At 66.6% G+C, this 25055-nt stretch carries 34 protein-coding genes; 5 read left to right on the top strand and 29 right to left on the bottom strand.

Translation table 11 applies throughout. The features are described 5' to 3' along the window. The 21 genes from AB0J46_RS23975 to AB0J46_RS23875 form a co-directional block, all read right to left on the bottom strand. Positions 1-468, bottom strand: coding sequence for a hypothetical protein (locus AB0J46_RS23975; protein ID WP_364335529.1), 468 nt, complete (start codon positions 466-468; stop codon positions 1-3). 64 nt (positions 469-532) lie between these two features. Next, complete coding sequence (locus AB0J46_RS23970) at positions 533-991, bottom strand: minor capsid protein (RefSeq protein WP_364335527.1); 459 nt, start codon at positions 989-991, stop codon at positions 533-535. Further along, on the bottom strand, positions 988-1341 hold the full coding sequence (locus tag AB0J46_RS23965; RefSeq protein ID WP_364335525.1) for a hypothetical protein: 354 nt from the start codon (positions 1339-1341) through the stop codon (positions 988-990). Before AB0J46_RS23965 ends, AB0J46_RS23970 begins: the two co-directional genes overlap by 4 nt. Further along, positions 1338-1658, bottom strand: a complete 321-nt coding sequence (locus AB0J46_RS23960; RefSeq protein ID WP_364335523.1) for a hypothetical protein — start codon at positions 1656-1658, stop codon at positions 1338-1340. The genes AB0J46_RS23965 and AB0J46_RS23960 overlap by 4 nt, the downstream gene beginning before the upstream one ends. Before the next feature lie 15 nt (positions 1659-1673). Beyond that, a complete protein-coding gene (locus AB0J46_RS23955) occupies positions 1674-2066 on the bottom strand; it encodes a hypothetical protein (RefSeq protein ID WP_364335521.1) in 393 nt (130 codons plus the stop codon). A gap of 9 nt (positions 2067-2075) precedes the next feature. Next, positions 2076-2420 carry a hypothetical protein gene (locus AB0J46_RS23950; protein WP_364335519.1) on the bottom strand — a complete coding sequence of 115 codons (345 nt, stop codon included), beginning with the start codon at positions 2418-2420 and terminating at the stop codon, positions 2076-2078. Further along, positions 2407-2841, bottom strand: coding sequence for a hypothetical protein (locus tag AB0J46_RS23945; protein WP_364335517.1), 435 nt, complete (start codon positions 2839-2841; stop codon positions 2407-2409). Before AB0J46_RS23945 ends, AB0J46_RS23950 begins: the two co-directional genes overlap by 14 nt. Then, on the bottom strand, positions 2841-3224 hold the full coding sequence (locus AB0J46_RS23940) for a hypothetical protein (RefSeq protein ID WP_352350529.1): 384 nt from the start codon (positions 3222-3224) through the stop codon (positions 2841-2843). The genes AB0J46_RS23945 and AB0J46_RS23940 overlap by 1 nt, the downstream gene beginning before the upstream one ends. Positions 3225-3282: 58 nt before the next feature. After that, positions 3283-4194 (bottom strand): P22 phage major capsid protein family protein, encoded by a 912-nt coding sequence (locus tag AB0J46_RS23935; protein WP_352350527.1) that lies wholly within the window; start codon positions 4192-4194, stop codon positions 3283-3285. 64 nt (positions 4195-4258) lie between these two features. After that, positions 4259-5074, bottom strand: coding sequence for a hypothetical protein (locus AB0J46_RS23930; RefSeq protein WP_364335515.1), 816 nt, complete (start codon positions 5072-5074; stop codon positions 4259-4261). A 72-nt stretch (positions 5075-5146) separates the two neighbouring features. Beyond that, positions 5147-6295, bottom strand: coding sequence for a phage minor capsid protein (locus tag AB0J46_RS23925; protein WP_364335513.1), 1149 nt, complete (start codon positions 6293-6295; stop codon positions 5147-5149). Beyond that, positions 6295-7875, bottom strand: a complete 1581-nt coding sequence (locus AB0J46_RS23920; RefSeq protein ID WP_364335511.1) for a phage portal protein — start codon at positions 7873-7875, stop codon at positions 6295-6297. The genes AB0J46_RS23925 and AB0J46_RS23920 overlap by 1 nt, the downstream gene beginning before the upstream one ends. A gap of 1 nt (position 7876) precedes the next feature. Next, a complete protein-coding gene (locus tag AB0J46_RS23915; RefSeq protein ID WP_364335509.1) occupies positions 7877-8026 on the bottom strand; it encodes a hypothetical protein in 150 nt (49 codons plus the stop codon). A gap of 3 nt (positions 8027-8029) precedes the next feature. Then, the gene (locus tag AB0J46_RS23910; protein ID WP_364335507.1) at positions 8030-8974 is read right to left on the bottom strand and encodes a hypothetical protein; all 945 of its coding nucleotides are present in this window, start codon (positions 8972-8974) and stop codon (positions 8030-8032) included. Positions 8975-8987: 13 nt separating this feature from the next. After that, on the bottom strand, positions 8988-9695 hold the full coding sequence (locus AB0J46_RS23905) for a hypothetical protein (protein WP_364335505.1): 708 nt from the start codon (positions 9693-9695) through the stop codon (positions 8988-8990). Then, positions 9696-10172 carry a hypothetical protein gene (locus AB0J46_RS23900; protein ID WP_364335503.1) on the bottom strand — a complete coding sequence of 159 codons (477 nt, stop codon included), beginning with the start codon at positions 10170-10172 and terminating at the stop codon, positions 9696-9698. It lies immediately after the preceding gene. Between the two features lie 2 nt (positions 10173-10174). After that, positions 10175-10648 (bottom strand): hypothetical protein, encoded by a 474-nt coding sequence (locus AB0J46_RS23895; protein ID WP_364335501.1) that lies wholly within the window; start codon positions 10646-10648, stop codon positions 10175-10177. 43 nt (positions 10649-10691) lie between these two features. Next, positions 10692-11366 (bottom strand): hypothetical protein, encoded by a 675-nt coding sequence (locus AB0J46_RS23890; RefSeq protein WP_364335500.1) that lies wholly within the window; start codon positions 11364-11366, stop codon positions 10692-10694. Between the two features lie 175 nt (positions 11367-11541). Continuing rightward, positions 11542-12219, bottom strand: a complete 678-nt coding sequence (locus AB0J46_RS23885; protein WP_364335498.1) for a hypothetical protein — start codon at positions 12217-12219, stop codon at positions 11542-11544. Positions 12220-12314: 95 nt separating this feature from the next. Further along, positions 12315-13595, bottom strand: a complete 1281-nt coding sequence (locus tag AB0J46_RS23880; protein WP_364335496.1) for a PBSX family phage terminase large subunit — start codon at positions 13593-13595, stop codon at positions 12315-12317. Next, a complete protein-coding gene (locus AB0J46_RS23875) occupies positions 13592-14017 on the bottom strand; it encodes a hypothetical protein (RefSeq protein ID WP_364335494.1) in 426 nt (141 codons plus the stop codon). The genes AB0J46_RS23880 and AB0J46_RS23875 overlap by 4 nt, the downstream gene beginning before the upstream one ends. Before the next feature lie 138 nt (positions 14018-14155). Here AB0J46_RS23875 and AB0J46_RS23870 point away from each other — a divergent pair, with 138 nt between their 5' ends. After that, positions 14156-14689 (top strand): hypothetical protein, encoded by a 534-nt coding sequence (locus AB0J46_RS23870; protein ID WP_364335492.1) that lies wholly within the window; start codon positions 14156-14158, stop codon positions 14687-14689. Here the strand turns inward: AB0J46_RS23870 and AB0J46_RS23865 are convergent. After that, on the bottom strand, positions 14676-15725 hold the full coding sequence (locus tag AB0J46_RS23865; protein ID WP_364335490.1) for a GNAT family N-acetyltransferase: 1050 nt from the start codon (positions 15723-15725) through the stop codon (positions 14676-14678). The genes AB0J46_RS23870 and AB0J46_RS23865 overlap by 14 nt on opposite strands. A gap of 82 nt (positions 15726-15807) precedes the next feature. Here AB0J46_RS23865 and AB0J46_RS23860 point away from each other — a divergent pair, with 82 nt between their 5' ends. The 3 genes from AB0J46_RS23860 to AB0J46_RS23850 all read left to right on the top strand — a co-directional run bounded on the left by AB0J46_RS23860 (position 15808) and on the right by AB0J46_RS23850 (position 17377). Then, a complete protein-coding gene (locus AB0J46_RS23860; protein WP_364335488.1) occupies positions 15808-16437 on the top strand; it encodes a hypothetical protein in 630 nt (209 codons plus the stop codon). A gap of 71 nt (positions 16438-16508) precedes the next feature. Continuing rightward, a complete protein-coding gene (locus AB0J46_RS23855; RefSeq protein ID WP_364335486.1) occupies positions 16509-16874 on the top strand; it encodes a helix-turn-helix transcriptional regulator in 366 nt (121 codons plus the stop codon). Continuing rightward, positions 16871-17377: a hypothetical protein gene (locus tag AB0J46_RS23850; RefSeq protein ID WP_364335484.1), complete on the top strand. Its 507-nt coding sequence runs from the start codon at positions 16871-16873 to the stop codon at positions 17375-17377. Before AB0J46_RS23855 ends, AB0J46_RS23850 begins: the two co-directional genes overlap by 4 nt. Positions 17378-17423: 46 nt before the next feature. On the opposite strand, the gene AB0J46_RS23845 is transcribed toward AB0J46_RS23850, so the two are convergent. The 5 genes from AB0J46_RS23845 to AB0J46_RS23825 form a co-directional block, all read right to left on the bottom strand. Further along, on the bottom strand, positions 17424-18035 hold the full coding sequence (locus AB0J46_RS23845) for a hypothetical protein (protein ID WP_364335482.1): 612 nt from the start codon (positions 18033-18035) through the stop codon (positions 17424-17426). Beyond that, positions 18035-19063, bottom strand: coding sequence for a hypothetical protein (locus tag AB0J46_RS23840; protein WP_364335480.1), 1029 nt, complete (start codon positions 19061-19063; stop codon positions 18035-18037). Before AB0J46_RS23840 ends, AB0J46_RS23845 begins: the two co-directional genes overlap by 1 nt. A gap of 27 nt (positions 19064-19090) precedes the next feature. Continuing rightward, positions 19091-19420 carry a hypothetical protein gene (locus tag AB0J46_RS23835; RefSeq protein ID WP_364335478.1) on the bottom strand — a complete coding sequence of 110 codons (330 nt, stop codon included), beginning with the start codon at positions 19418-19420 and terminating at the stop codon, positions 19091-19093. A 460-nt stretch (positions 19421-19880) separates the two neighbouring features. Then, positions 19881-20432 carry a hypothetical protein gene (locus AB0J46_RS23830; RefSeq protein ID WP_364335476.1) on the bottom strand — a complete coding sequence of 184 codons (552 nt, stop codon included), beginning with the start codon at positions 20430-20432 and terminating at the stop codon, positions 19881-19883. A 276-nt stretch (positions 20433-20708) separates the two neighbouring features. Continuing rightward, complete coding sequence (locus AB0J46_RS23825; RefSeq protein WP_364335474.1) at positions 20709-21161, bottom strand: tyrosine-type recombinase/integrase; 453 nt, start codon at positions 21159-21161, stop codon at positions 20709-20711. Between the two features lie 476 nt (positions 21162-21637). Between AB0J46_RS23825 and AB0J46_RS23820 the strand changes: the two genes are divergently transcribed. Then, a complete protein-coding gene (locus tag AB0J46_RS23820; protein WP_364335472.1) occupies positions 21638-22540 on the top strand; it encodes a pentapeptide repeat-containing protein in 903 nt (300 codons plus the stop codon). A gap of 167 nt (positions 22541-22707) precedes the next feature. Here the strand turns inward: AB0J46_RS23820 and AB0J46_RS23815 are convergent, their stop codons facing one another. Together AB0J46_RS23815 and AB0J46_RS23810 are read right to left on the bottom strand one after the other, a co-directional pair. Beyond that, the gene (locus AB0J46_RS23815) at positions 22708-23169 is read right to left on the bottom strand and encodes a hypothetical protein (RefSeq protein WP_364335470.1); all 462 of its coding nucleotides are present in this window, start codon (positions 23167-23169) and stop codon (positions 22708-22710) included. A gap of 812 nt (positions 23170-23981) precedes the next feature. Further along, positions 23982-24215 (bottom strand): helix-turn-helix domain-containing protein, encoded by a 234-nt coding sequence (locus AB0J46_RS23810; RefSeq protein ID WP_364335468.1) that lies wholly within the window; start codon positions 24213-24215, stop codon positions 23982-23984. Between the last annotated feature and the right edge of the window lie 840 nt (positions 24216-25055).

Here is a 25055-nt window from a genome sequence, read left to right as displayed (position 1 = left end):
TCACGCCGCCGGGTTCGTGATCTCGACCGGCGCGCTCTGCCCCACGAACTCGATCTCGAAGGGCTCCAAGTCGGTGGTCTTACCACCGCTACCCTTGTAGTCCACGGTGGCGGTACCGGTGTAGGCGTCTGGCGCCCCGTCCCGCCTGTACCAGCGCACCTCGACGGACGCTTCCAGACCGACGACCCGGCCAGCGCGGCGGACGTAGTCCTGGCCCGGGTCAGGCACGAACGTGGGCGAGGAGTCGTCGCGCTTGCGGTTGCCTTTCGTCTTCAGCGTCCACGCCCTCTGCGTGGCCACCTCGGACGCCCAGCCGTCGCCGTCGAAATCCGAGTCGTCCTCGGTCTTGGTCTTGATCTCCTCCTCGAACGAGGTCAGGCCCCGGATCTTCGTCCAGGTCGCCGAGGCGTCGGGCGTGGTGTTGACCTCCACGACCCAGTCCTTGGCCAGCAGGGATCGCCATCCCATAGGGGTGCCTCCTCAGGCATGCGAGAGAGCCGCTAGCCGAACCGCTAGCGGATAAGGAAGAAGGTCAGTCGCGGTGGCGCGTCGGCCAGTGCACCGTCAGCTCGTAGGAGTCGGCCCGCTCCCACCGGCCGGAATCGTCTCGGCCCAGCGGGGCGACGATGCGCCGTTGCGCGAGCAGCACGAACACGCCCGTCACCAGCCGGATGTCGGCCAGGCCGTGCACCTGGTCGTAGACGCCGTCGGCGAGGTCGTCAACGAGGCGCGGGTCAGCGCCGCCCCGCATGCGGGCCTGGACCTGCACGACGGTGTCGGCGTTGACCGGGTCGTCCAGGCTCGTGCCCGTGCCGTACATGGCCAACGCGATCGCGCCGTCCGGGGACGGCGGCAGCCCACCGATCGTCAGCGCGGTCTGCGCCGGCGTGTAGACGCCGTCCGGGTCCCAGTCCCCGACCCCGCCAGCGGCGAGGAGCTGAGCGAGCCCGGTCAGCAGCTTGCGGGAGAAGCCCGGCGGCGGCACGGTCACGACAACGCCCGCTCGATCGCCGCGGCGATGATCCGCTCGATGACCTCGGCCTCCTCGCGGGCCGGGTTCTCCAGGTACTTCCACTCGCGGCCGGGCAGGTGGTTCAGGCCCGGCGTCTCATGCTGGTACACCGCGTACGGCGTCCCGTAGGAGACGGCCGCGCGCAGCTCCGACCGGTCCACGCTGGTGGCCCCCGACCGCTCCAGGTCGCCAAACTCCAGCGGCACCCGCTGCCGGGACGCCTGCAAGACGTGCTCGGCGGACAGCTCCAGGCCCTCGACGGCACCTGCCTTCCAGCGCGTGTTGATCTCGGCAGGGGTGTGGCCTGGCCGCCACTCTTCCGACCTCATTTGCACACCACCTCCACGTGGTCAGGGGTGGGCAGTCGGCCGCCGTCGCGGTTGAAACTCGCGATGGCGATCATCTGGCGGCCGTTGGCGGTGATCCGCGAGCCTGCCGGGCAGCGCGTGCCCGGCAGGAAGAAGATCGTGGTGTCGCTGACGACTTCGGTTCCTTCGTCGTCGCGGACCATCCGCCGCTCGTCATCGATCAGGCACGGCTCGTCCTCGATCGGCGGCTCATACAGTGGCCCGTACGCGCCGTTGCCGCGGAACGGCTCGATCGTGGCGGTGTGCGGCAACACCCACTGCGGCAGCGAAGTCCCCATGGTTCCTCCCCCCGCTCACCAGTAGGGGCCGTCGATGACGTAACCCGGCAGCAGCCCGGCCGCGCGCAGGATCGACACGGCGTCCTGGGCGTAGCGCGGCGGGCCGGCCGCGCCGCCGCCGCCGCGTTCGAGCTGGACACTGCCGATCTTCACCGTGCCGAAAGCGGAAGCGACGCCGTAGGGATCGCCCACCGCCCGCGACCACGCGGCCTGCGCGCACGTCGCCCGCGTGATCGCCTCGCGCTCCCTCGCGTCGGCCGGACTGCCGTCTCCGCCCACGCGGTAGACGGCGCACAGGAGCAGCTCGTCGATCCGCTCCGACGCGCGCTCCAGGTCGCCGTCGATGTCTGCCGGTGCCGGGGCTTTGGTGTAGTCGGCGAAGTCCTGGGCGGTCGCGTACACCAGCACGCTGACCCCCTACGGCTCTTCGAGGACCGCGACGGTCAGGCCGGTGACGCCGCTGTAGTTGATCCACACCTTGCCGTCGCTGCGCCGGTAGACGGCGGGGAGCGGCGGGACGAGCACGTCGCCCGTGGTCGCGGGGATTGTGTACGGCCGGTCGGTGATGTCCTGGCCGTCCACGGTGCCGGGGATCTCGATCGTGATCGTCTTCGGCGTGCCGTCAGTGTTCTTGAACCGCAGCCTGCGCTTCTCGGACCAGGCGAACGCGTTGCCGTCCACGTTCGCGTTGTTCGGCAGCGCCGCTGCGAGGTTCAGGCCGGCGCGCGGCACGGCCGTGACGGTGAGATCAGTCCTCGCCATTGACGATGTCTCCCTCCTGGCCGAACTCCTCGATCAGCGCCTGCTTGGACAGGGCCTGCGCGTCCCGGGGTTTCATGCCGCGCTGGATCGCGTACGCGACCCATTCCTTCTTCGGCTCATGCTCAGCGGGCCGGGTGATCGCGGTGGCCACGTCGGCCAGTCCCGGCCCGGCCTGCCCCTGCACGGGGCCTGCGGCGGGCTCGTCCGGCACGCCGATGAGGATCCACACCTCCAGCGCGTCCAGACGCGCCGACCGGTGCGGGTACTGCACGACCTGGCCGGTGTTGACGTTCTTGTACTGGTAGGTGGAGGAGACATCGGCGTGGATGTCCTCCACCTTGGACAGTGCGCCCATCGCGTTGACGTTCTCCCGTGCCGTCAGGGCGCCCATGTGGTCGACGGGAGTCCGGGGGCCGGGCATCAGAAGTTGGCGTCCTTCTCGATGTCCACCTGGATGATGAGGTCGGTCGGGCTGCCTCCGGCCGACACGACGGTGACGGCCAGGGTGTCGCCTTCCAGGAAGCGCCGGTTGGCAAGCCCCGCGAGTGAACCGGCCATCCAGGTGCTCGCGCTGCTCACCGACAGGTCGCCGGTGAGCAGGTTGGTGGTGACTGGCGAGCCGTTGGACGGGTTGATGGTGGTCCTGGTGCCGTTGACGGCCGCGGCGGTGCCGCCGACGCGGTAGGCGCGGACGGCCTTGATCTTGCACGGGACGGACGCCCGCCACAGCACGAAGGAGCCGGCCGCGATGTCGGCCCCCTTCAGGGTGAGCGTCTTCTCGGTGAGGCGCGGCTTGTATGCCATCGTGGAACTTCTCCTTCAGGAAGAAGACCACTAGCTGTTTCGCTAGCGGCTTTCGGCGTTAGTTGTCCACGTCCTTGACGAGAACGGCGCGGTTCGGGTCCAGGGTCTTGGTGCCGTAAAGGGTGTCGATGGAAATGACGTCCTGCTTGAGGTCGATGTCGTAATCCATGACCACCCTGAGCGAAAAGCCCTTGTAATTCGCGACGACTGCATTTGCGGCACCCTGCGGCAAAATCAGGGGGCGGGTGACGAGGCAGAACGCAGTCCTGTGGAACGCCACACCGACTTCGCTCTTGCTGTTTCCCGACGTCTGCGGCGGCACCTTGATGTTCTGGGTCGAATACGCGTCGAACCCGAAAACGCGACGGCCGAGCGACGCTTCCCGAAGGCCGTCGGTGTCGCCGCGCACGTCGAGCTGATGGAACAGCGGGTCGGACAGCCAGTGAGCCTTGACCTGCGGACCGATCACCACGGACCGCTGAGACGGGGACACGTTGCGCTCGTTGAGCACACGGTCGGCGTCGATCATCACCTTGGGCGTGTCCCACGTGTGAATGTTCGGCAGGCCGCCGTTCCCCACTTCCTGGGAAATGTCGTCCCGGAGGGCGAGAAGGTCGCGGTCGATTTTCTGAGAAATCGCCTCCATCGCCGGGTTAAGGAGCTGCGTGGCGAAGTCCTGAATTTGCAGCGTCATTTCCTCAGCAGTAACAGCGAAGGAAACGTCCGCGAAATGGTTCAGCCGCACCGGAATATCGGTCTCGACGGCGTTCTGGATCTGGATACCGGCGCTACGGTCGTACTCGTAGGCGTCGAACGTCGCGGGCTTTCGGACGTTCACGGTGTCGCCCTGCTTACCGGCGAAATCCTCGTCCAGGTCCCGGTGAACCAGTTGGGCCATGACACAGGTTTCATAAAGCGTCGCGAGCGCTGCACGCGCGATGACCTGCGGAGTGAGGAATACATTGGCCATAAGGCCGTCTCCTTACAATGAAAAAGCGCTAGCGAATCAGCTAGCGCTGCGGCAGAGCCGCTCGTCAGGGCGTGGACTCGCGCTTGCGGCGCTTGCGGAAGTCGTCCACGGTGAGCTGGTCCTCGCCGGTGCGTCCGCCGGGCCCGCCGCCGAACTCGCCTCCGGACTTGGTGTGGGCCGCCGCCTGGGCCGCCGCGAACTTCGGGTTCTCCTCGACCGCCTTCTGGATCGTGGCGGTGACCGTCTCGGCGAACGCCTTGTCACTCGGGTCGAGGTCGCGGACGTTCGCCAGGAACGACCGGCTGTCGAGAAGCGCTTCGGCGTCGGCGCCGGCCTTGAGGGACTGGCGCACGACGGCGAGCTCGATCTGCGTCCGGCGCAGCAGGTTCGCGGTGTCGCTGTTCTGCTGCGTGAGCGCGGCCTTCTCGCCCGTGAGCTGCTCGATGACCTCGGCCGGGTCGAGAGGCTTCTCCTCCTCCGGAGCGAGGCCGAGCGCTTTGGCGATCTGCTGGGCCACCTCCTGGCGAGCGGTCTCGACGAGCTGTTCGGCGGTGGGGCCGTCCGGCTTGGTCTCGCTCTGCTTGCGCAGGTCGGCGAGCTGGGTGCGGAACTCCGCGGCCTCGGCCCTGGTGTCCTTGATCAGCTTCTGTGCCCAGGTGGGCAGGTCGGCGACCTTGCGCGGGTCGGCGACCGTGGGCTGATCCGGCTCGACGGGGGCGCCCGTGACCTCGGCGCCGCCGTCCGCGTCCGCGGGGGCGGGTGCGGCGGGCTGGCCTTCGGGCGCTGCTTCGGAGCCGCCCGCGATCAGGAAGATCGGGCGGCCATCAGCTCGGTAGCCGAGTAGCGCGCCGGGCGCGGTCGGCAGGGTGTGGTGCTTCACGGTGTGGCCCTCCTGGAGCCGGACATGACGAAGGCCCGCGCCTGGCGGACCGTGGATGCGGAAGTGTGCTGGTCAGCGGGGCCGGGGCAGGCCCTTCGAGGTGGAGATGCGACGGGCGTCGGCCCGGTACTCGCGGGCCGTCGCGAGAGCTTTCTTCTTCGCCTCGGGGGTGAGGGCTGCGGCGGCCCGGCGCTCCCATTCGCGGGCCTGCCGCATCCTGCGGCGGACCTGCTGGGTGTCGTCGTAACTGCCGCTGGTCGCGGGTTTGGCCGCGGCCCGGGTGACGCCGGGCAGGTAGGCCGACAGCGAGTGGCGGCATCCCGGATGCAGGAGTCCCGCGAGACGGGCCTGCTCAACAGTCGCGGTCACGCGGACGGTGACCGGCTCGTTGGTGAGCAGGTTGACCTCTTCACGGTCCCCGCTCCCCCCGCGCTGGGAGAGCACCTTGCCCTCCCAGGGGTCACACCGGGAGCACGAGTACGGCGTGGTCGAGACGATCACCAGGTCGATGCCCGCGTCCCGCAGAGTCGCAAGGTGGCCGTCCACGGCCGCGCGCGCGGTCGCGGTTCTCATCGCCATCTCGACGTAGGACTCCAGGTTCCACCTGCGGATCGTGTCGGGCGGCCCGATCCCCGTCACCCCCCGGGCGGCGAGCCGGGCCAGCGCTTCCTGCGCCGCCTCGCGCCGGGTCTGCGCGCCGGTCAGCGCCCGGCCCGCGGTCTCGGCGATGACCTGCCGGTAGATGTCATCGACCGCGCGCAGCGCGGCCAGCTCGACGGCAGCGATCTTCTCGATGGTCTGCCGGGCCAGCTCGTCCACGCCCTGCCCTGGGTTGATCAGCTTCTCGGAGCCGAGCCGGCGTGCGTCCCGGAGGACTTGTTCCAGGCGTTTGCGGACCTTGGCGTCATGCACGCCGAGGACGGCGTTGATGACGGCCTGGTCCATCCCGGCCGCCCACGCTCCGAGCACCGACTTGCGCGCGGCGGCCTTCGCGGCGCGCTGCAGCCGGCCGATGATCCGCTCAGCCTCCTTGCGGAGCTGGGCAAGTTCGGCGAGCCGCGCGGCCTCCCACGCGTGCAGGTCCTCGTCGGCCTGGTCGACGCCGTCGGCGACTCGGGCCGCGATCCGCTGGAGAAGCACCTGTTCGGCGTCGGCGTACATGTCGGCGACACGCTGGGCCTGCTCGATCGCTGTGGCGATCTCCCGCGTAGGAGAGTCCATCAGCTTGCCGTTTCGCTAGCTGATAAATCGTCGGCCTCGGGAAGGATCATCTCGCGCAGCTCGGCAGGATCTGGGGCGTTCAGGCCATGCTCGTCGCGCAGGCGGTCCACCTCGGCCTTGACCTGGGTGTCCTCCCACTCGGGGTGCAGCATGCGGATCCGCGTGTCGAGGCTGGCGGACTGGGCGCGGTTGAGCATGTCCAGTGTGCGTGACAGCGCTTCCGGGTCGGGTGTAACACCATCCGGCCATTCGACCTGCGCCCGCTCCGCGACGACCTTGGTGCCGTAGACCGCGTTGTCGATCGCGAGCAGGCACTCCGACAACCAGCTCAGGGCCGGTGTCCAGTAGCCGATCTTGCGGCGTCTGGTGGTGAAGCTCCTGCGCTCGCGGGAGTGGATCTCGGTCGCGGTCGCAGCCGCGCCCTCCCCCGCCTCCCCGAAGGACTGGACGCTGTAGCCCGCACCCCTCAGGATTTGGGCGAGCAAGCTCTTGGCGGTGGCCTGGTGCTCGGCCACGCGGATGTCGAACTGGCTGACGGTGATCATAGATGAGCCGCTGCCACCGGGCGGTGGCAGCATCCCGAGCGGCGCGTAGACCTCGCGGTCGGGGTCGAACATCGCGCCCCTGCCCCGGCCGGTGTTTTGCAAGTAGACCTCGGGAACGATGATGCGGCCCTTGCCGAGCCGCAGGTCCCGCATCCAGCTCGTGAACGTCTCATCCAAGCTGTCCATCAGGATCTCGACGCCGGCGTAGTCGGAGCGGCCGAGCGCCGTGCCGCGGAGCGTCCGGTGCGGCCTCATGTTGGGCACGTAGTGCACGAGCAGGCCGCGGTAGTGGCTGTCGAATCCGCCCTCGGCGTCCACCAGTTCGCTGAACGACTCCGTTTCCGGAAGGTCCTGCAGCGGCACCTGCATGCCGAGCCGATCGGCATCTCCTCGGTACAGCCCGTGGAAGACGCGTCCGAACTCGTGCCGTTCGAGGTGCCGCCACACCTCGTGCTCGTCCTCATGGACGATCCGCCAGAACGTGACGGCCTTCAGCCTGCCCTTGGAGAACTCCGGCACGGCCGCGTCAGCCGGGACGGTGTCGATGATCGGCATGTCCGACAGTTCGGTGTCCCAGCCTGCACGCAGAAAGACACCGCCGTGCGCGGCGGCAAGCTCGCCGCCTTCCAGCAGGACCGGGATCACGCCGCCGTCGGCGAGGATCTTGTCGAGCCGCTTCTGGCTCGGGGTGCCGGATAGGCGCAGCGATGGCGGCTCGGAGAACAAGAGGTCGGCGGACGTGGACGCGATGTCCGCCGCGATCGGAACATGGATCTTCGTGGAGCGGGCCTGCCCTGCTGGGACCGGTGTCCCCCAGAACATGCGGGTGATCCTGTTGAGCCACCCTCCGCCCCGGACGAGCGGCCGATCCCAGCCCTTCAGATCCAGGCCGATGCCGGGAACCACCCCAGCCCCGTACACCCTCGCGAGCTGGTCCGGATCGCCCGCGTACCAGGCGCCATGCTGGGCGTACAGGAGCATCTCCGGTTTCATCACCGGGGGCGGCCACTCCTGATCAGTGGTGGGGAGCGGCACGTCAATCCCTCTCTTTCTCCGCCAGCAGCCGCGCGAGCGTCAGCCACGAGTCGGCCAGGCCCTCCATGCGCTGCATGCGCGGCAGCTCGTCCTCGAGTTCGGCATTCAGCAGCAGGCGGGCGGCGTGGTCGATGGCGTCGTCGAACGTCATGCGTCAGGTGATGGGGACGAGCCCGGACGGCAGGACCGGCCGCTCACTGGGCGTGGTGACGCGCACCCACCCCTGATAGGTGCCGTCCACCAGGACCAGAGCGCCTGGGCCGACACGGATCCGGGCCCGTGCTCCGGCCCGGCCCGCTGCTCCCCAGGAGGCCGGATGCCACTGGCCTTCGGTCGGCTCCTGGCCCGGCGCCGTGAACGCGACCTCGACCTGTTCGCTGCCGGAGGCGTTCTCGACGAAAAACTCCAGGTACTCCAGCGACAGGCTGCTCATGGGTTCCACGCCCCCGCGCCCCCTTCCGACGAATCGAGCGGACCAGGAGCGGATCGGCAGGCCGACCCGCAGTGGCGGGGTACGGCGCTGCATCAGGCTCGGGGAGCCGCCTCCGGCGACGCGACCGATACGGAACGTCTTCGACCCGCGCAGCGACAACACGTTGCCCGTCGACGCGGCCTGGCCCACTGGCCCGCCTTGAGCCCGGTTGACCGTCCGGGCTTGCCCGACGCCCACCACGCGCGGCGCGATGTACGCCTTGCCCAGGCGCATGGAGCGGACCGTCCCGGATGTGACGACCTGATGGGCCTGCGGGTCGCTGCTGATCGTCCGCGCGACTCCGCTCGCCGCGGCCTGGCCCGTTGTCCTGCGCTTGATGCGGACGACGGCAGCGGTGGATCCCGTGCCTGTGACATGGCCAGCAGCCCGCATCCTGGTCGGGACTGTCGCTGTGGCCGTGCCGGACGCTGACGCCGGGTTGATCGTCCGCTTCTTGACCGCCACCAACGGCCGGGCGACACCTGCCGCGGCAACCTGTCTGGCCTGCCTGGAGCGAGCGGCCAGTGCGGCGGACGTCACGCCCTGCGTCTGGACTCGGGCCGCGATCAGGTCCGGCGACCGGGTGAGCACCGGACGGTTGGGGTAGGCGCGGCCTGCTCTCGCCATGGCGTTGCCTCCTCTACCAAGTCGCGGCGCGGTGCACGGCAGCAGACGTCATCGGGACGGCGCGGCCGGACCCAGGCGCCGGGATTCGGAGCGTGAAGCCGTGGGCGGCGTAGAGGCCGGCGGCTCCGACCGTGTGGTTGCGCACCGCACTGGTCGCGCTCGTCAGGGTCTGCCTGGTCAGTTGTGCTGTCACGTACCGGTCGGTCAGGTCGCAGACCTCAGTCGTCGATCCCGGGGCAGTCCAGGAGCGCTCCGACGTGGAGGTGTAGTCATCGCCAGCCACCCACCGCAGTTCCAGGTCGCCGATACCGGGTGACGGTCCGGCCGGGCTGGTGACCGTGGTGAGCAGCGTGGCGGAAGTCTGATCAGGGGACGCGGTGAACAGGGGGGCATCCAGTTGCGCATCCGTGACGGCGATCACGGCGACGGCCAGGTACTCCGTAGGCGCCGCCAGAGTCCACGCGGTCTCGCCAGGCACGGCCGGCTTCCACCAGACGCCGGACGAGATGACGCCCTTCGTGCTCTCGCCGCTCCCGTTGACGGTGGCCTTCGACATCAAGGGCTGCCACTCCGGCGTCCCGCCGGTCAAGGAGATGCCGAAGGTAGAACTCTCGTTGGCTACGAAGGCCAGCAGCAGATCAGCAGGTGCCGCCGTAGAAGGCGTCGGGATCGAGGTGACGGCACCCGTCAGCGTGGTGATCTCTGGACGGACTGAAGGCATTCAGCACCGTTCGACCCACAGGCAGGCCGTGATCGACACTGCCGCGGCGAACTTGGCGCGCAGCACGAACCCCGTGTTCGTCCCGCAGTCCGGCGAGTCCCCGAGCGGCAGGTCATACAGGACCGTCGCGCCATTGGGCGTGAGCGGCCAGTAGTCGACCGGCGTGAGCACGGTCGGTTCCTTGGTCGCTGCCCACGCAGAGGCCGCCAGGAACCCCGGCGTGATCGGGCGGCCGTAGAGCTGCTGAGGCGTGACCCCTGTCGAGTCCGCGGTGCCGGGCGGATTCGTCGCGAACGTCGCCGTGCACAGCTCGATGTCGCCTGGCACGCCTGAGGCGGTGCCGAGCGTGCCGATCCTGATCTTCTTGATCTCCAGACCGAACGAGGCGGGGGCGAGCACGCCGAGCACGCTGCGCGCGGTCCCGGCGGCCAGCGTGACGGCGGCGGGGGTGATGGCGGAGTATCCCGTTTTAGCCATGGTCACACCGCCCCGTAGAAGCCGGCCGGGTCGATCTGCATGACGATGTTGCTGCCGTCGGGGGTGAGGGGGAAGTCGTGCGCCGTCATGGGGATGACCTGGCCGTCGGGTGCGGCGGTGGCGGGCCGGTAACAGACCAAGACTTTCGCCCACGCTCCCCCGGCGGCCTGCACCGCCAGCCAGGTCTGGTCGGGGATGTCGATGTCCATCCGGTCGAGAGCGTCGTTCGGGGCCAGCGCGTTCAGGTCAGCGGCGCCGAGAACCTTCCTGGCGTAGCCCGCGTTCGTGGCCTCGTCGGTCGGGCCGGACAGGATGTCGGCCAGCGTGTCCTTGTCCTTCAGGAGGGCGTCACTCTCGACATTCGCCGCGGCCAGGGCGACGATGATCAGCGCCGATGTGGCTGGGTCGCCGGTCTTGACCCGGTTGTACAGTTCGACGCTCCTGCCCTTGCTGATGTTGAACTCGAAGTCGGCCACAGGGGCCCTCCTCCTTGGTTGGGGTGTCGTGCGGGATGAGGAATCACCAGGTGGCCGAGCGGTGCACGGCGGTGACGGGCATCAGTGACCGGGGCGCCGACGTGTCGAGGAGCGGGCCGATCCAGTCCTGGTCGGACCAGGCCACAGAGTCGGTGTAGCGGGGCGCACCGCTGACGTTCTCGCCTCCGTACCGGGCAACCATCCAGGTAGTGGCGGTGCGGAGGACGGGGCCGGACAGTTCGATGGTGGGGGTGCTCGACTCTGGCTCGGTGTAGATCCGGGCAAGGGCGGTACTGACGGCGGCGGGGCTGGCCTGCAGTTCGACCCGCACCCAGCCCGCGGGCGGGGAGAAGGTCACGTAGTCCATCCAGGCATCCGCGGTGCCCGGGGCGCCCTTGTAGAGCACGGCCGCGCCTTCGATGAAGCCGACGCTGAGGTACTCGCCGTTGGCCATCTGCAGGGAGACGAGGTCGTAGTTGTACGTCTGGCAGAACACATAGGCCCTCACCCAGCGGTTGCCGCTGCCGGTCAAGCTGTGCTCGACGTAGCCTGTGGCGCCATCCGCGATCAGCCCTGACAGGCTGCCACGGTGGACTCGGGCGTTGCTGTACGTCATGGCGGTTGCGGTGAAGAACGCTGTGCCGGATGACGCGCTGTTCGCGGGAGTGATGGCCTGGCCGGGAGTACCGCCATCGAAGCTGTTGCTCGCTCCTGCCATCGCACTCCTCCCCTCGAAGGTGAGGTGCGGGGTGTGATCCCTGGCCGCCAGCTGCCCCTCAACAACGGGGGGCCAGGGATCACACCTGCTGCTCGACGCAGGCCACGTGAGGGCGTGCGGAGCGGGCCCGCCCCAGCTGTAGGTGCGGGGCGGACGATCGAAAAAGTTCGGTCTGCTACCAGCGGCTGGCCCGCTGGCTGGCGAGAGGGGGTACGAGGCGGCTGCCCTGCGAGGCCGGCACGGTGGAGCCGATCCACCCCTGGTCGCTCACGGCGACGTCGTCGATCCACCATCCGTCAGGGGTCACGAAGTTCGCTGTGCTGAACGCCGCATACACGCCGTTGAGGTTGCCGGAGACGCTGGCGGTAGGTGTGGCAGCGTCCGCGTCGTTGAACAACCTGGTCTCTGCAGGTCCGTTGAGGTCCCACATTGTCTCGATCCGGACCCACCTGCCAGTGGCCATGACCGCTGTGGTGACGCCCAGCGACTGAAACGTAGGCGTGGAGCTGGCAGCAGTGAACAGCTCCAGTCGGCCATCTGGGCGGACGGCCACGTACTGATTGAGCTGTGAGCCGCTGTCGATCGATTGGATACGCGCAACGACATTCGGCAGTGTCAGCGTGTAGATGTAGGAGCGCAGGTACCAGGGCCCGAAGAATGACGACGCGCAGTACCACTTCAGCGTGTAGTACAGGAACGAGCTCGATGCTGAGAGCAGTCCGCGGGCTGGCGAACTGGCGTACACCAAGGGGTCGGCGGAGTAGAACGGATCGCCGCTGACTCCTCCGGAGTTGGCGACCGTCACGGTCTGTCCCGCGACACCGCCGTCGAAGCTGTTGCGGTAGACCGTCACGTGCTCTCCTGCGTCGAGGTGATCTTGGCCCGGCCCTGTCCTCACGCGGAGGGCGTGCGATCCGGAACGGAAGGAGAGGACCGGGTGGCCGATGGTCAGTAGGCGGGGAGGGGCTCCAGCAGCGGCGCCCACGCGGCCTGCGTGGTGTGCAGGCCGTAGCGGGCGGCATCCATGCTGTGGTCGTCCAGCTTGATCGGGACGTCGTCGCCGATGGCGGCCTTCTTGTCGTCCCACGAGTAGCTACCGACCTCGGACAGCCAGCCCTGGCAGCTCCGGTGGATGCGCAGGTGGTCAGCGGCGAGCAGGTTGGCGACGGTGCGGATGCCGTCGAGGACGCTGTTGTCGCCCATCGTGGGAAGCAGCCCGTCACGGTGCAACTGCGTGATGAACGACGCGGCGGACGGATCCACCACGATCCACTCCGGTGCGACGCCGGACGTGCCGGGCCCATAACTGCCGGGGAACGTGTCGAGCCAGCGGCCCAGCCTGGCGCTGTACTCCGCGTCGGTAAGCTGCCGGCGTTCCTGGCGGGAGTCGTAGCGCCACTCCCCCGCGAGGTAGACACGGCGCTGCCGGTCGGCGTCAGGTGTGGAGACGCCGACCAAGATCGCGGCGAACGGGTTGACCGTGCCGTAGTCCACGCCCACGCTGATCCAGCGCTCCATCAGCGGCAGGTGGTCCACGACGTGCCGGTCGGGGTCGAAGGAGTCGAAGATCATGCCCTCCGCCATGCACCACTCGCCCAGGATGTAGCGGCGGTACCAGAGCCCCGAATACTCGGCCTTCAGGTTGTTGACGTACGCCGGATCCAGCGACGGGTTGTCGTCCAAGACGAAGTGCCAGAACTTCAGGTTGAGCTCGCCCTGCCGCAGGATGAACCGCTGCCGCAGCCAATGGTTGGGCGCGTCCGGATTCGTCGTGCAGAAGATCATCGATCCTGGCACGCTGCACCGCGCGAGGAGCTGGTCCCAGAACGTTTCAGGGATCAAGGTCGCTTCGTCCACGTAGGCTCCGGCACAGGTCATTCCCCTGAGTCGTGACTCAGCGCGGATGTCGTTCGCCGAGACGATCTCGATCCGCCGGCCGAGCACGTTGGCGGTGGGTGCACCGCGGTTGTAGAAGATCCGCCGCGAGACGGGCCCGGTGAGTGCGGGGTCCATCAACGGCTCGAACACATTCCGCGCCACGGTGTCGTTCGTTTTCCCGACCACGACCAGGGAGCCGCCGCGTGGTGCTGTCGCGACGTACATCAGCCAGCGCAAGAGGCTGGCGATGGTCTTGCCGGATCTGACTGCGCCGCTCCAGATGTTGATGCGGGCGGTCGCCTCGGCGATGGAGCGGGCCTGCTTGGCTGACAGGGAGACGGGAGCGGTCACCTGATGACCTCGACCGCTTCCACCACCTCCACCTCCTCGGCGTCCAGGACGGCGGACGGAAGCGCGGCTTGGCCGTTGGTGGCCTGGATCTGCGCGAACAGGTTGCCCAGCAGGGAGACGACGTCGCTGTTCTCGGCGCCGTTGCGGTTGAGGAGGTCGAGGCCGAGCAAGCTGCTGCGGCGGGCGATCAGCCGCTCGACGGCTTCGACGGCCTTGACGTCGCCGCCGCACGCGGAGGTCCACAGGGCGGCCATCATCCGGTCGAGCCGGTCGATCTCGATTTGCAGGAGCTGCTCGCTGGACTCCTGCTGGGCGCGAGAGGCCATCTGGAGGGCGCGCGTGACGTCCTTCGAGGCGGCGGCTTGGCTGCTGTAGCCGAGCTTGTCGGCGATCGTCTTGTACTGGACGCCTGCCAGCCTCATCTGGACGGCTTTGGTGCGCCGTTCAGCGATTGCGACCGCTCGGGCCTTAGTAGGACGGGCCATGAGGGAACCCCCGAATATGTGAATTGTGACCACGGACACCATCCGTGGTCGCGATCAATGGGTTAATCTGCGGAAATGCAGCACGTCAAAATGATCACCATTCAGCAACCGTGGGCCGCCCTCGTCGTGTACGGATACGTGGACGAGAATGGAAATCGGCAGTTTAAGGACGTCGAGAATCGGTCATGGACGACCGCTTATCAGGGGAAACTATTGATCCACGCCGCGCGAAAAATCGACCCGGCCGGCATGCAAAGGGTGGACGCCCTCGGGCTGGACGTCGTAGGGACGTTGCACCGCGGGGTGATGCTCGGGTCGGTCGTGCTGGGCGAGATCGTGCGCGACAGCGGCAGCCCGTGGGCCCGGCCGTTCCGCCAGCACTGGCAGATCTCCGAGCCGAGCCCGGCCGTGCGCCTGCTGGAGGTGCGGGGCCAGCAGGGGCGGCTGTTCGATCCACCGGCCGACTGGCAGCGGGGATTTTCCGAGACCGATGCGTCCCGGGCTGCGTTGTCGCGGGTCAGGGACGCTGAGCCGGATGACCTCGGATCGCCCTTCCGGCTCCGGGTAGATCCGGCGGCGGCCCTGATGGCCGCGCTCAACGTGACGTGAGCCGGGCGGCGGGGGGCACGTACTCGAAAGAGATCACTCCGAGTCTGCGCGGGTCCAGGGACTGTTCATGCATCCAGGCGTGCTTGCTGGCGGTGCCCAGCTTGCGGTCCTGGCGCTGCATGCGCCAGCGCGGGCTCCGGGCCCGGTAAGCGTTGAGCGCCGGATGGGAGGAGACGGCGCGCATCCGGTAGCCGCGCTCATACAGATATTGGCCCATCCATTCCGTCATCCGGCCGCCGAGCGACAATCCCTGGTAATCGGGTAGCACCACCGTGCGATGTGCCATTTTCAGATTCCGCGTGCGCGGGTGCTGGAAATGCCGGTAGCTGGTGAACGCGGCCAATTCGCCGTCCACATATCCGGCGAAGCATTGTGCGGCCGGGTGCAGGTCAGCGGTCAGATAGTGATGGCGGCTAAACACTCGCCAAAGGGAGCGGTCCGCCTGGTGAATCGAGAGTCGGACTTCTGGCCGGGGTTGAACCGACCTCCACGTAAACGCGGCGGCGGCGACGTCGTAGGTCCAGTCCGGCTGCAGCCAGTCCTCGACGTCGTAGTGGCAGGTGACAGCGACGAGCTGGCGCTTACGGCGGCGGACCGCCTTCTGCACCGCGTGCGAGGCAATCCGCGCGACCTGCCGGTCCACGACGCTCGTGAACTCGTCGATCACGACCAGGCCCTCCGACTCGGCCAGCGCTCGCGCGAGCCCAGCGCGGAACGCCTCCCCGTTCGAGAGCGTCGCATAAGGCCTGAGCCAGGCCGGCGGCGAGTTCAAGCCGACCGCACCGAGCAGCCCGACGACGTCCTTGATCGACATGCCGGTCGGAAAGTCGTCCACGAGCGCCCGATCACTCCACTCCTGGGCGCCGACGAGGGCGTCCGGCCAGAGCTGCCGGGCGATCGTGGACTTCCCCGCCCCGCTGGGGCCGACGAGCAGGCCGACGTTCCACGACTTGTCCTCGACGGGCAGGTTGACGCTCCACGAGCTGGCCAGCTTCTCACTGACGGGCACGTCGAACAGGCCCTGCAACTGGAGCACCCGCGCGCTCCGTTTGACGGGCGACGACAGTGAAATTTCGGCTTGCATTCGCTCCCCCGCTCCTAGCGGCTACCGTGACTTTGTGGCGATTACAGACACGTGGAGCTGGATCCAGTTTGTGAACACCATGTCCGGCGTGGTGGCCGGTGGATCACTCACCATTCTTAGTGGATGGTTTCTCTTCACGCGACAGAGGCAGGAGACTCACGCATCAGAGCTCCGCGCTCTGGAGCGAGCGTCCGCCAAGGAAGCTTTGGACATAGTGGCCCAGATCGCCAGGTATCCACGGAAGCCCGAACAGTCGGAGGAATGGCAACCATCGGAGCAGGATGAGCGCGAGGCACATGATCGATGGTTGTCAGGACGGAACGACCTACTAGCCAATCTCATGGCTACCAGCCTCGATCTTCCCGACGAGCTTTATCAGCGGGTTAAGCAGGCGTCCGAGGCGATGGGATTCAACGATGGGATGTGGCTCACGTTCCATCTTCCCGAACTTCGGGAACGGCGCGTCCGGGAGGTCTTGTGTGACGACATCATCGACTGCTTGCGGGCCACTCGGCGACGCCAGCGTCTGCCTGAACCGTCCGTCGATGTCGCTGCCGTGCTTGGCTGGTCCGGAGACTTTCGCGAACGCGAGGAAGAGATCGACCGCAAGGCAGAGGAGAGCTATCGGGAGGCGATGCGGAGGCGCGCCGCTGCGGAGTCGTAGGGACATCAGGGCAACGAAACCTGTCCTCCAATGGGGCCGCAAACCTTATTTCACCTAGGTACGATAGTGGCATGGCAGGGATCGAACGGATCACGCAACCCACCCTGGACGTCCTTGAAATCCTCATCACCGCAGAAGGCGCTGATGAACAGATCCACGGCTGGGCAATCATGAAAGCGACCGGGCGAGCCGGTCCAACTGTTTATAAGGTGCTTGACCGGCTCGAAGATGCAAACATGATCAGCGGAGAGTGGGAAGAACTGGGCCCCGACCAGTCGGGCCCCCGCCGCCGCTTCTACCGCCTCACAGGCGAAGGTGCTCTGGCCGCTCGCACACTTCTCGCCCAGCGCCGCCCGGCAGCACTCAAGCCTCACCCTACGTTCGGATCCGCCGCACTCAGGCACTTGAGTGGCCTGCTCCCAGGGAGCGGCTGGTGAGCAGCATCGAGATCATCTCTGGGATCGGCTTGGGGTTGATGGTCAATGAGCTGTGCGACCTCTCCCCCTGGCTTGCGCGCGGAGTGGTCCGGTGGGCCGCTCGCCTTCAGTACGGCCGGACAGATAGGGCGACAATGCGCGCCGAAGAGCTTCAGGCACTGATCAACGAACGGCCAGGAAAGCTTTTCAAACTGGTAACTGCGCTTGGATTCGCAGCCGCGGCTTCTGCGGGGGCTCTCCGACAGGTCCCAATCGAGTGGGATTCGGCATACATGCGAGAGCTATGGATCCGATCCTCCGCTGCCCGATATGTCATCACCGTTGGCCTTTTGAGCGTGGCAATTACCTACGCAGCAAGCCTTGCGATGAAGCCAGCAGACTGGCCTTATCCGATCATCTTCGGCGCAGCTTACCTTCTTGGGGCTGCCATCTACGAAGTGGTTGGAAAGCTAGCCGCTAGGAAGAAGGGCCAAGTTCCCGGCCGCCCGTCGCGCTCGCCCTAGATCTAGCCAGCAATACCAGCCAGGAATTACCGACGTCACACAAGGGTCACATCAGCGCTCTTACCTGCCATCCTTCGTCGGCCAGGCGCTCCAGGAGGCGGGTCTGCTCTTCCTCGTTGTCGCAGGTGACGATGATGCCCCACACCTCAGGGCGGACGTCCTCGTCGGCGTCACCCGGCTCGGGCAGCTCCTCCTCGGGCTGATGGTCGTCGGCCGCGGCCATCCGGGTGAGGTCGTCGTCGGTGTAGCCGGTCGCCGCGAGAAGGTCCGGGTCGGCGTCGCGGATGTCGGCCAGGACCTCGGCGAGCATCCGCTCTTCCCAGCCACCTTTCTCGGTGGTGCGGTTGTTCGCGATCAGGTATGCCTCGGCGTCCGCGTCGCTGCGGCTCGACCAGCCGCGCACGATCGGCGGCAGCCACGTTCCGTCGTCGTCGATCAGGACGCCTTCGGGTGGGGACTCTCCTTCGGCGGCCATCTCCTCAAGGACCTGGAGACGGCCGTGACCGACAACGAGCCGGCCGGTCCGCTCATCCAGCTCGCCGGCGATGACGCAGCCGAACTCCTCGACCGAGCGGCGGATGGTGGGGAGGTCGTGCTCCTTGGGATTGCGGACTGCGCGCGGGATCGCGTGCAAGCGCATGTGCTCGATGCGGCGCATCAGCCCTCCGTGCTCTGCGCGCAGTAGCCGTACTGGGCTCGCTCGTCGCTGAGCTGGCGGGCGATGAGCGCGCACGCGAGCACGTCCCAGGTGTGGGTTTCGACGGCTTCGTCGAGGATGCTCACGGCCGAGCCGGTGATCCGGTTCCGGCCGTTCGTCTTGGTGGGGATGCCGCCGTTCGGGGTCTCCCAGTCCACACTCCAAGCCCACTTGGCCCGCTTGAGCCTGGGGCGGCCGAGGCGTTGCCGCTGGAGGGTGAGCTGCACCTGATGGGAGTCGCCCTCGGGCATCTTGATCCAGCCGAGCACCGGCCCCTCAACCGTCTCGTAGCTGTACCTCTTCGGCCCGAACAGCGCCTGGACCAGGTCGAGGCTGATGGAGCCGTGCATCCACCATGGGTCGTCACGTGACCAGTGGTTCTCGCGCGCCCACCACTTCCAGCGGATCGTCCACTCGCCGATCGACACGTTGATGACGCGGGACTCGTAGCCCTCGGGGACGAGGCGGCGCTGTAGCCACGTGCCGAACGCTTCGGTGTGGAGGTAGAGCGCGCCGAGCGGCCACACCCGCATGTGCCCGGATACGGGGTGATCGGCCCCGGCCGCGCCGATGGTGAGCTGGGCGGAGAAGACGCCGAACGTCTTGCCGAGGACGAGCTCGCCGCCGAGAGTGCCGGTCGGCCGGTCTGGCCACGGGCCGGGCCCCCACGTTGTCGAGCCGAGAGCCTGCATGGCCTGGGTGAACTGAGGCGTGTACACCTTGCCGTTGTAGGGCTGTCCGACGTCGAAGTGCTTCACAGGCAGGTTGCCTTGCGGGTCAGGGCGGACACCGCACCGGTCACACACCACCCACCGGGCCGCGTCGGTGCCGGGCGGCGTCGGCCCGTACCCGTCGACCACCGGCTTGTGACCACGGAGCCTGCACCAGAGCATGAGGCGCGGCACCTGGTGCGCCCAGAACCCGCGGTGGACGAGCATGCCGCGCTGGCGGCCGTCGCGCTTGAGGTAGTCGGTCGAGTGCCACCACATGATCAGTTCTCCGAGGTGTGAGAGATGTCAGGCGCGGGGCGGCCAGTGCCAGGTGCCGGGCTGGCCGCCCTCGATCCGGCCGGTGACCCAGTAGGTGTCGTTGCCGTCCACGTGGACCTGGAGGTTGGCGTGGCCGGTACCGGACGTGCGCACGACCATGGCGGGGAAGACGTCGCCGGCCATGACGCGGGAGCCGACGTGCGCGAAGTGGCCGTCTCTGCCGGTCTGGCCGGGGAGCGCGGGAGTGCGGCCCCGCTGGAACGCCTCGTAGTCGTCGCGGCGCCGATTGATGGCATCGGCGTCTTCGTCGGTCAGCTGGTCATGGACGATGCGGCCGAGGGTCGGCACGGCGCTCATGCGGAGGGCTCCTGCGCTGGTTGAGGGCATACGAAAAGGCCCTGGACCGGGGAGTATCCAGGGCCTAGCTCGTGATCTTGAGTCTCAGGGGGAACTCTCGGGGGTATCCCGAGGTGTTGGGAGGGTCGCGTTCGTGCGGGAGGGACGCTTACAACGGTTTCCCTGAACCTCGCACGCGCTTGCAAACCGGTGTGTACCGACACCAATTCCAGACTGATCATGAGGGTACACACGGTTGTCAAGCGACGGCAAGTGGCAGCTCGGGGCAAGTGGCGCTGGTGGCGAACGATAGATCGGGGCCCCTGCGGAATGACTTCGATCGCAATGCCGTCTGGAGCTATCTCACGGGCAGCGTGGTAGGCACCTCTGCATCAACGCCGTATGCGACCCACATGATCACGACGATGGCCATCATGTAGGTGCTGGCCAGCTTGGTCGTGTAGGCGGCCGAGGGAAGACGTTACCCATAACACTGAATCGTGCCGTGCTCCAAGTGAGCTTCCGTGTCGGTTCTATTGTATTGAAGATTGCATGCAACCGGCGGATCTATCGGTATCTGGCACTCCCATACGCCCCCAGAGGGAGTTGCGTAAGCAGTCTCTAGATCGAGGGTCTTGCGACAGTGTCCAGGCATATCTCTTATGCCGCCCAGGCTTTTCTTCCCGTCAGCGGAGTAGCAGATGCCACTGTTGAGATCGCTGCTTTTGAACTTGTTTACGGCGTCCGGCACTCCCTTCTCGACCCTGCAGACTTGATCGAGATCTATCTGAGAGGCGCATAGCTTTAGATTTTTCACCGCGAGTTTATAGTAGCCACAGTAGCTATCTAGCTTGACGCCGCCGAGATGGACCGGTTTGGTTGCGGAGCGGACTCCCCAAAGGAATCCAGAGATAAGAACTGCGAGAATCATCAAGAGAGAAACGCTAATCTTGACGATCTTTGGCCAGCTCTTTATGAAGGCTGCGATTTTTGCTACTAAATCCCAAACGGTATTTAAGGCGCCCGTATCCATCTTATACATCCCCAGCCACGCGCGTGCACAGTGGGACTGATCTTGGAATTGCTACCCGCTCGATCTCTTACACGTATCTCGTTGGCGCAGATCTGTCAAGGCCCAGATCTGCATTGCGCACGCCCATTGAGGCTGCAATTTGTCCGTTATTAAATTCGCGCTTCTAAGGCCCCCCTTTGCGGCACAAGGTGTTCCAACACCACGCCTGGCTGCGGTCATCATGATCGCTCGCCCCGACGACTGTGACTCTGGCGGCGCGGTGCGCTCCTCCGGCTCCTATTCAGCGGCTGGACTGCATCCCCGACTCGGGTGGGGACGGAGGTCACTCGATGGACGCGGCGACCAGGTCGGAGGGGTCGTCCTCCACTGCCTAGCGGCGGTGAGGTAAATGTCGGCGGTCGAGGACTGCGCGTGGTCCAGCGCCTCCTGGATCTTCTTCACGCTGACGCCTGCCTCCTCGGCGAGCGTGGCGAAGGTGTGCCGCAGCTTGTGTGGGTGCAGTCCCTCGATCCCGGCCGGACGGCCGATGCGTCGGACCAGCTCGTACACGTCCTTGCGGTCGAGGCGCCGGCCGATGGCGGACGCGAACAGCGGGCCGGTCAGCGCCGCCACCGCCACCGCCACCCCGGCCCGCTCGGCGCGGTCGGTCAGGTACACGTCGATCGCGTGCGCCGCCGCCGGCGGGACCTTGCGCGTCTTCGCCTTGTCGCCCTTGCCGACGATGCGCAAGGTGCGGTGACCGCGCCTGCAGATACTCTTGCAGCGCGGTCAACCTCGATGCCCATCCGCTCTGCTCGGCGATCGTCCAGTAGTCGTGCTTCGCCTCTCACCGCCGTCGCGAGGCTGGCGCATGCCGGGCCGAGTGATGCCCTCTAGGCCCGCCGTCACGGTCGCGGTCGTGACGGCGATCCCGATGTCCTGAGACTCGCCGGGAAGCCTGCTGGAGTTTCCTGGGCCAGATCGATGCAATGACCTACATGACACCAACAGAGGATGGGTCCGGCTCCGAAGTGCAATCACCGGCCGCCTTACCCCAGCCACAGGAGTCCTCGTGGTTGGGGCGGCTACTTCTGCGGCGTTCTCCGGTCGCAGCGCCCACAGCGGAGGAACTACGGACGCTGACGGTCAAGGAGCGTCAGGAGCTGTGGGACGCCCACCGACCACGCCCACTACAGGCGCTCACTTCCCTTGCTACCACCGTTGGCGTGTTGGTAGGTGTCATCTTTACGGCATTCGGCCTCGTCTACACCGCTCGCACCCTGGCCGCCACCCAAGAAGGTCAGGTCACTGACCGCTACACGAAAGCCGTTGAGCAGCTTGCCTCTCCCGCTACTGATGTACGTCTCGGCGCTCTCTATGCCCTGCAGCGCATCGCCATAGATTCCTCTCGCGACCGTCCTACCATTCGCAACCTGCTCGCTGCCTTCGTTCGCAACCACGACGCTTGCAGTGTCCAGCCACTGCCGAAACAGTGCAGCATGAAGGATTCGGAGGCTGGTGCCGGGCTCCGAATTGAGCTAACACAGCTGCCGACTGATACTCGCACAGCGCTGAACATCGCTCGAGCTCTGACAGTTGCCGGAGACGACCGACTCGATCTTGCCCGGGTACGCTTCCCCTCTGTTGATCTACGTGGCATAGACCTGAGCGGCATGAATTTGACCGCCGCGACGCTGCGGGGTGCAGACCTGAGCAACTCAATCCTGATCGCTACGAATCTACGTGGCGCAAACTTGACTCGCGCATCCTTGAATGACGCGAACATGAGCGGCGCAGATCTCGGTCTTGACGGGGTCTCTGCCGCAGACATGAGAAATACCCAGTTAGGCAGGACGAACCTCAGGGGCGCCAACCTCAACGGCGTAGATTTAAGCAATGCGAACATGATTCTGGCTGATCTTCGTAACGCAGAGCTGATGGCCGCGGACCTGACCAAGGTAGTGGCGTGGCAAGCAAATATGTCCAGGGTGAGCCTGACCAATGCGTCCCTGAAAGACGCGGATCTACGCGAAGTAGACCTGCGCGGCGCTTACCTGGGCGGGATGAAGGAAATGTCACCAGAGCAGGTGCGGAAGATGGCCATCACCGACGCCACCACCACGTTCTAAACCTTCCGGCTACGCCTCTGCCAACGCATCTCGCCCGTTGACGTCGTGGAGGACGACAGCAGCGGCACTGCTTCTTACTCACGATGAGAGATTATCGTGAGCCATCGACTTTGATCACAAAGCGGCGGAGGGGCACCCTCGCTCAGCCAATCCCCCCTCGACCAAGCTCACCCACGACGCGTCGGCCCCCACTTCACCGGCTGCCGTGTGGCAGCGCGCACCGATTCCCGCAACACCTCCATGAGATCGACCTCCTTTCTCAGCACGTCTTCAGCGCGTGACCGCACCACCGGCTTCTCCCCTGACCGGTCAACGACTACGTCCGGTCTCAGCTCAGGCGCAGACCGACCGAGATGCCAGCCCAACTCGGCCGCCTTTCTAACCAGCTCATCAACCTCGGCGAATCCAAGAGAGGCGCCTTCCGTGCCGGCCTGCGCCAACTCCTCCTCAACACCTTCCCGAGCCTGCTCCACTTCGGCGAGCTCCACCGCCACCCCCGCCGCCTCCAAATGCTTCACCCGTCCGATCGCCGCAGCTAACGGACGACGCAGTGCCCACACCGCGACCACCACCGCCACAGGCCAGGCGAGAGAACCCACGAGAGACGCCACCAGTTCGAAACCCGACATGACAGAGAATCGCAGGTCAGCTGCCCCACGTTACTGCCAGACCATGCCCCTTGCGCGGCAACTCCCGCTCAGCCCGAGGCAACTCGACAACTTCAGACTGCGCGACCGTTGGGTCGCCTCCATATTGCTTACATCGGATTGTGTCGAGCAGGAGGAACACGCGAATGGAGCGCTTCCCCTTGGGTTCTGGGCGATCCCAGATGATCGTCCAGTCTGCTACATCCTCCTGAGCCGTTCTTGCCGACGCACGTTCGCTCACTATCGCCGGAGGCGAGAAGGACTCCACGGCGGTATAGGAGGCAACGCCTGGAGCATCTTCATCAGCGAGGCCCGCTCTGGTCTCGTAGCAGCCGCCCACGACGTGGCGGAGCATCCCGCGCTCTCTGGTCCGGGCTGTCCCCATGAGCGTGTAGCGAACGTTACCCTTCGGCTGACTGATGGGCTCTACGGTCACAGACGTGATACCAAGCACAATGGAGGACTCGGAGACACTGCCACTCGGGCTGTCGGTGGGCGGAGCCGCAGGGGAAGCATCACCACCGCCGAAAATCGTTGCAGCAGCAGTAATGCCAGCTACAACAACGCCGCTCACAGCCGTAATCACCGCCACCAAGACGGCGTTCTTTGATGAAGACCCATCTGCTTCCGCGAGCTCAACCTGCCCGCCTTCAGTAGGAGCATCCTTCGGCGCGCGCTTCCTAGCAGACATGCTTCACCCGTCATCACACGAATCGTTGGCATTCCCCGCAGAGCACAGACCCTACGCGCGAACGCATCGTCTCGCAGACGTTCACTGATCGAGCTCTGGCACGCTACTCAGAGGCGTTCAACTCCTGACCCAACCGTCCCAGCTCGTCCGCAGCAGCACGCCGCGCCACATCATCCCGGCGCCGGAACTCCTCCACATCCGCACGCGCCACCCGCCACTCACCGCCATCCACCCAGGCAGGGATCACGCCCTCCTCCAACAGCTTCACCACGAAAGCCGGCGACACGTTCAACATGTCCGCCGCCCGCTGCACCGACAGCTCGCCCTGCACGTCCATCACACAACACCCCCTCCCCCGCAGCGTCCCCCAAAAGACCAGACCGACGCAACCAACCCCAACTCAGCCACCCGGAAGCACCGGCTACCGCGCCCCCGGTCACACCGCCGCACCTGCACGCCGCACGTGGCAGACTTGAGATCTGGCGCTCTTGCTGCGCTCGCCTTCCATATCGATAGGCCAGCTTCTCAACCATGGCCTGGCGGCATGAAAGGCGAGCGCAGCAAGAGCGCCAGTGACGCACACACTAAGCTGGCTCAGCCAGCTCATCGACGGACCCGTCCACCAGCTCGCCGACCTCCGCCACCTGATCGAGGAGATTCTCCTCACCGGCCTCGCCCTGATCGGCGCAGCGGCTGCACTCTCCCAAGCATGGAAGGGCAGCGGCCTGACCTATCCCAAGCGCAGGCGCGCCCCGCGGTTGCACCGCCGCGCCCGCACCTCCCGCTCTACCTGCAGAAGCCGGTCCAACCGCACCACCCGTCGGCCATCACCCCCCAGCATCGTTGTCGGCCCCGCCGCATCCGGAGGAAACCACCCCTCCCCCACCCACCGCCGAACCGACCCCACCGACACTCCACACCGGCCCGCAGCCGCAACGAGATCCACCCACACACCACCAGCATGAACCAAAAACCCGACACCAACTCCAGGCGCCCGTCAGGCCGGCTGCCGGGGGGTGGGGGGCTCGCCGACACGCGAAAGCCGCGCGGCCAATGACCGCGCGGCTTCCGGTTGGCTGCTGCTAGGGCCTGTACGGAGTTGAGATCAGAGGGATTGCCTGCGGTACGGCCGGTGGCCCTGGTAGGCCATCGAACATGGCGCGTGGAGACCTCACCG

The organism is Nonomuraea sp. NPDC049758 (assembly GCF_040674635.1).
GTDB lineage: Bacteria > Actinomycetota > Actinomycetes > Streptosporangiales > Streptosporangiaceae > Nonomuraea.
The sequence above is the reverse complement of the archived record's forward strand: the minus strand, read 5'-3'. Positions and strand labels throughout refer to the sequence as shown.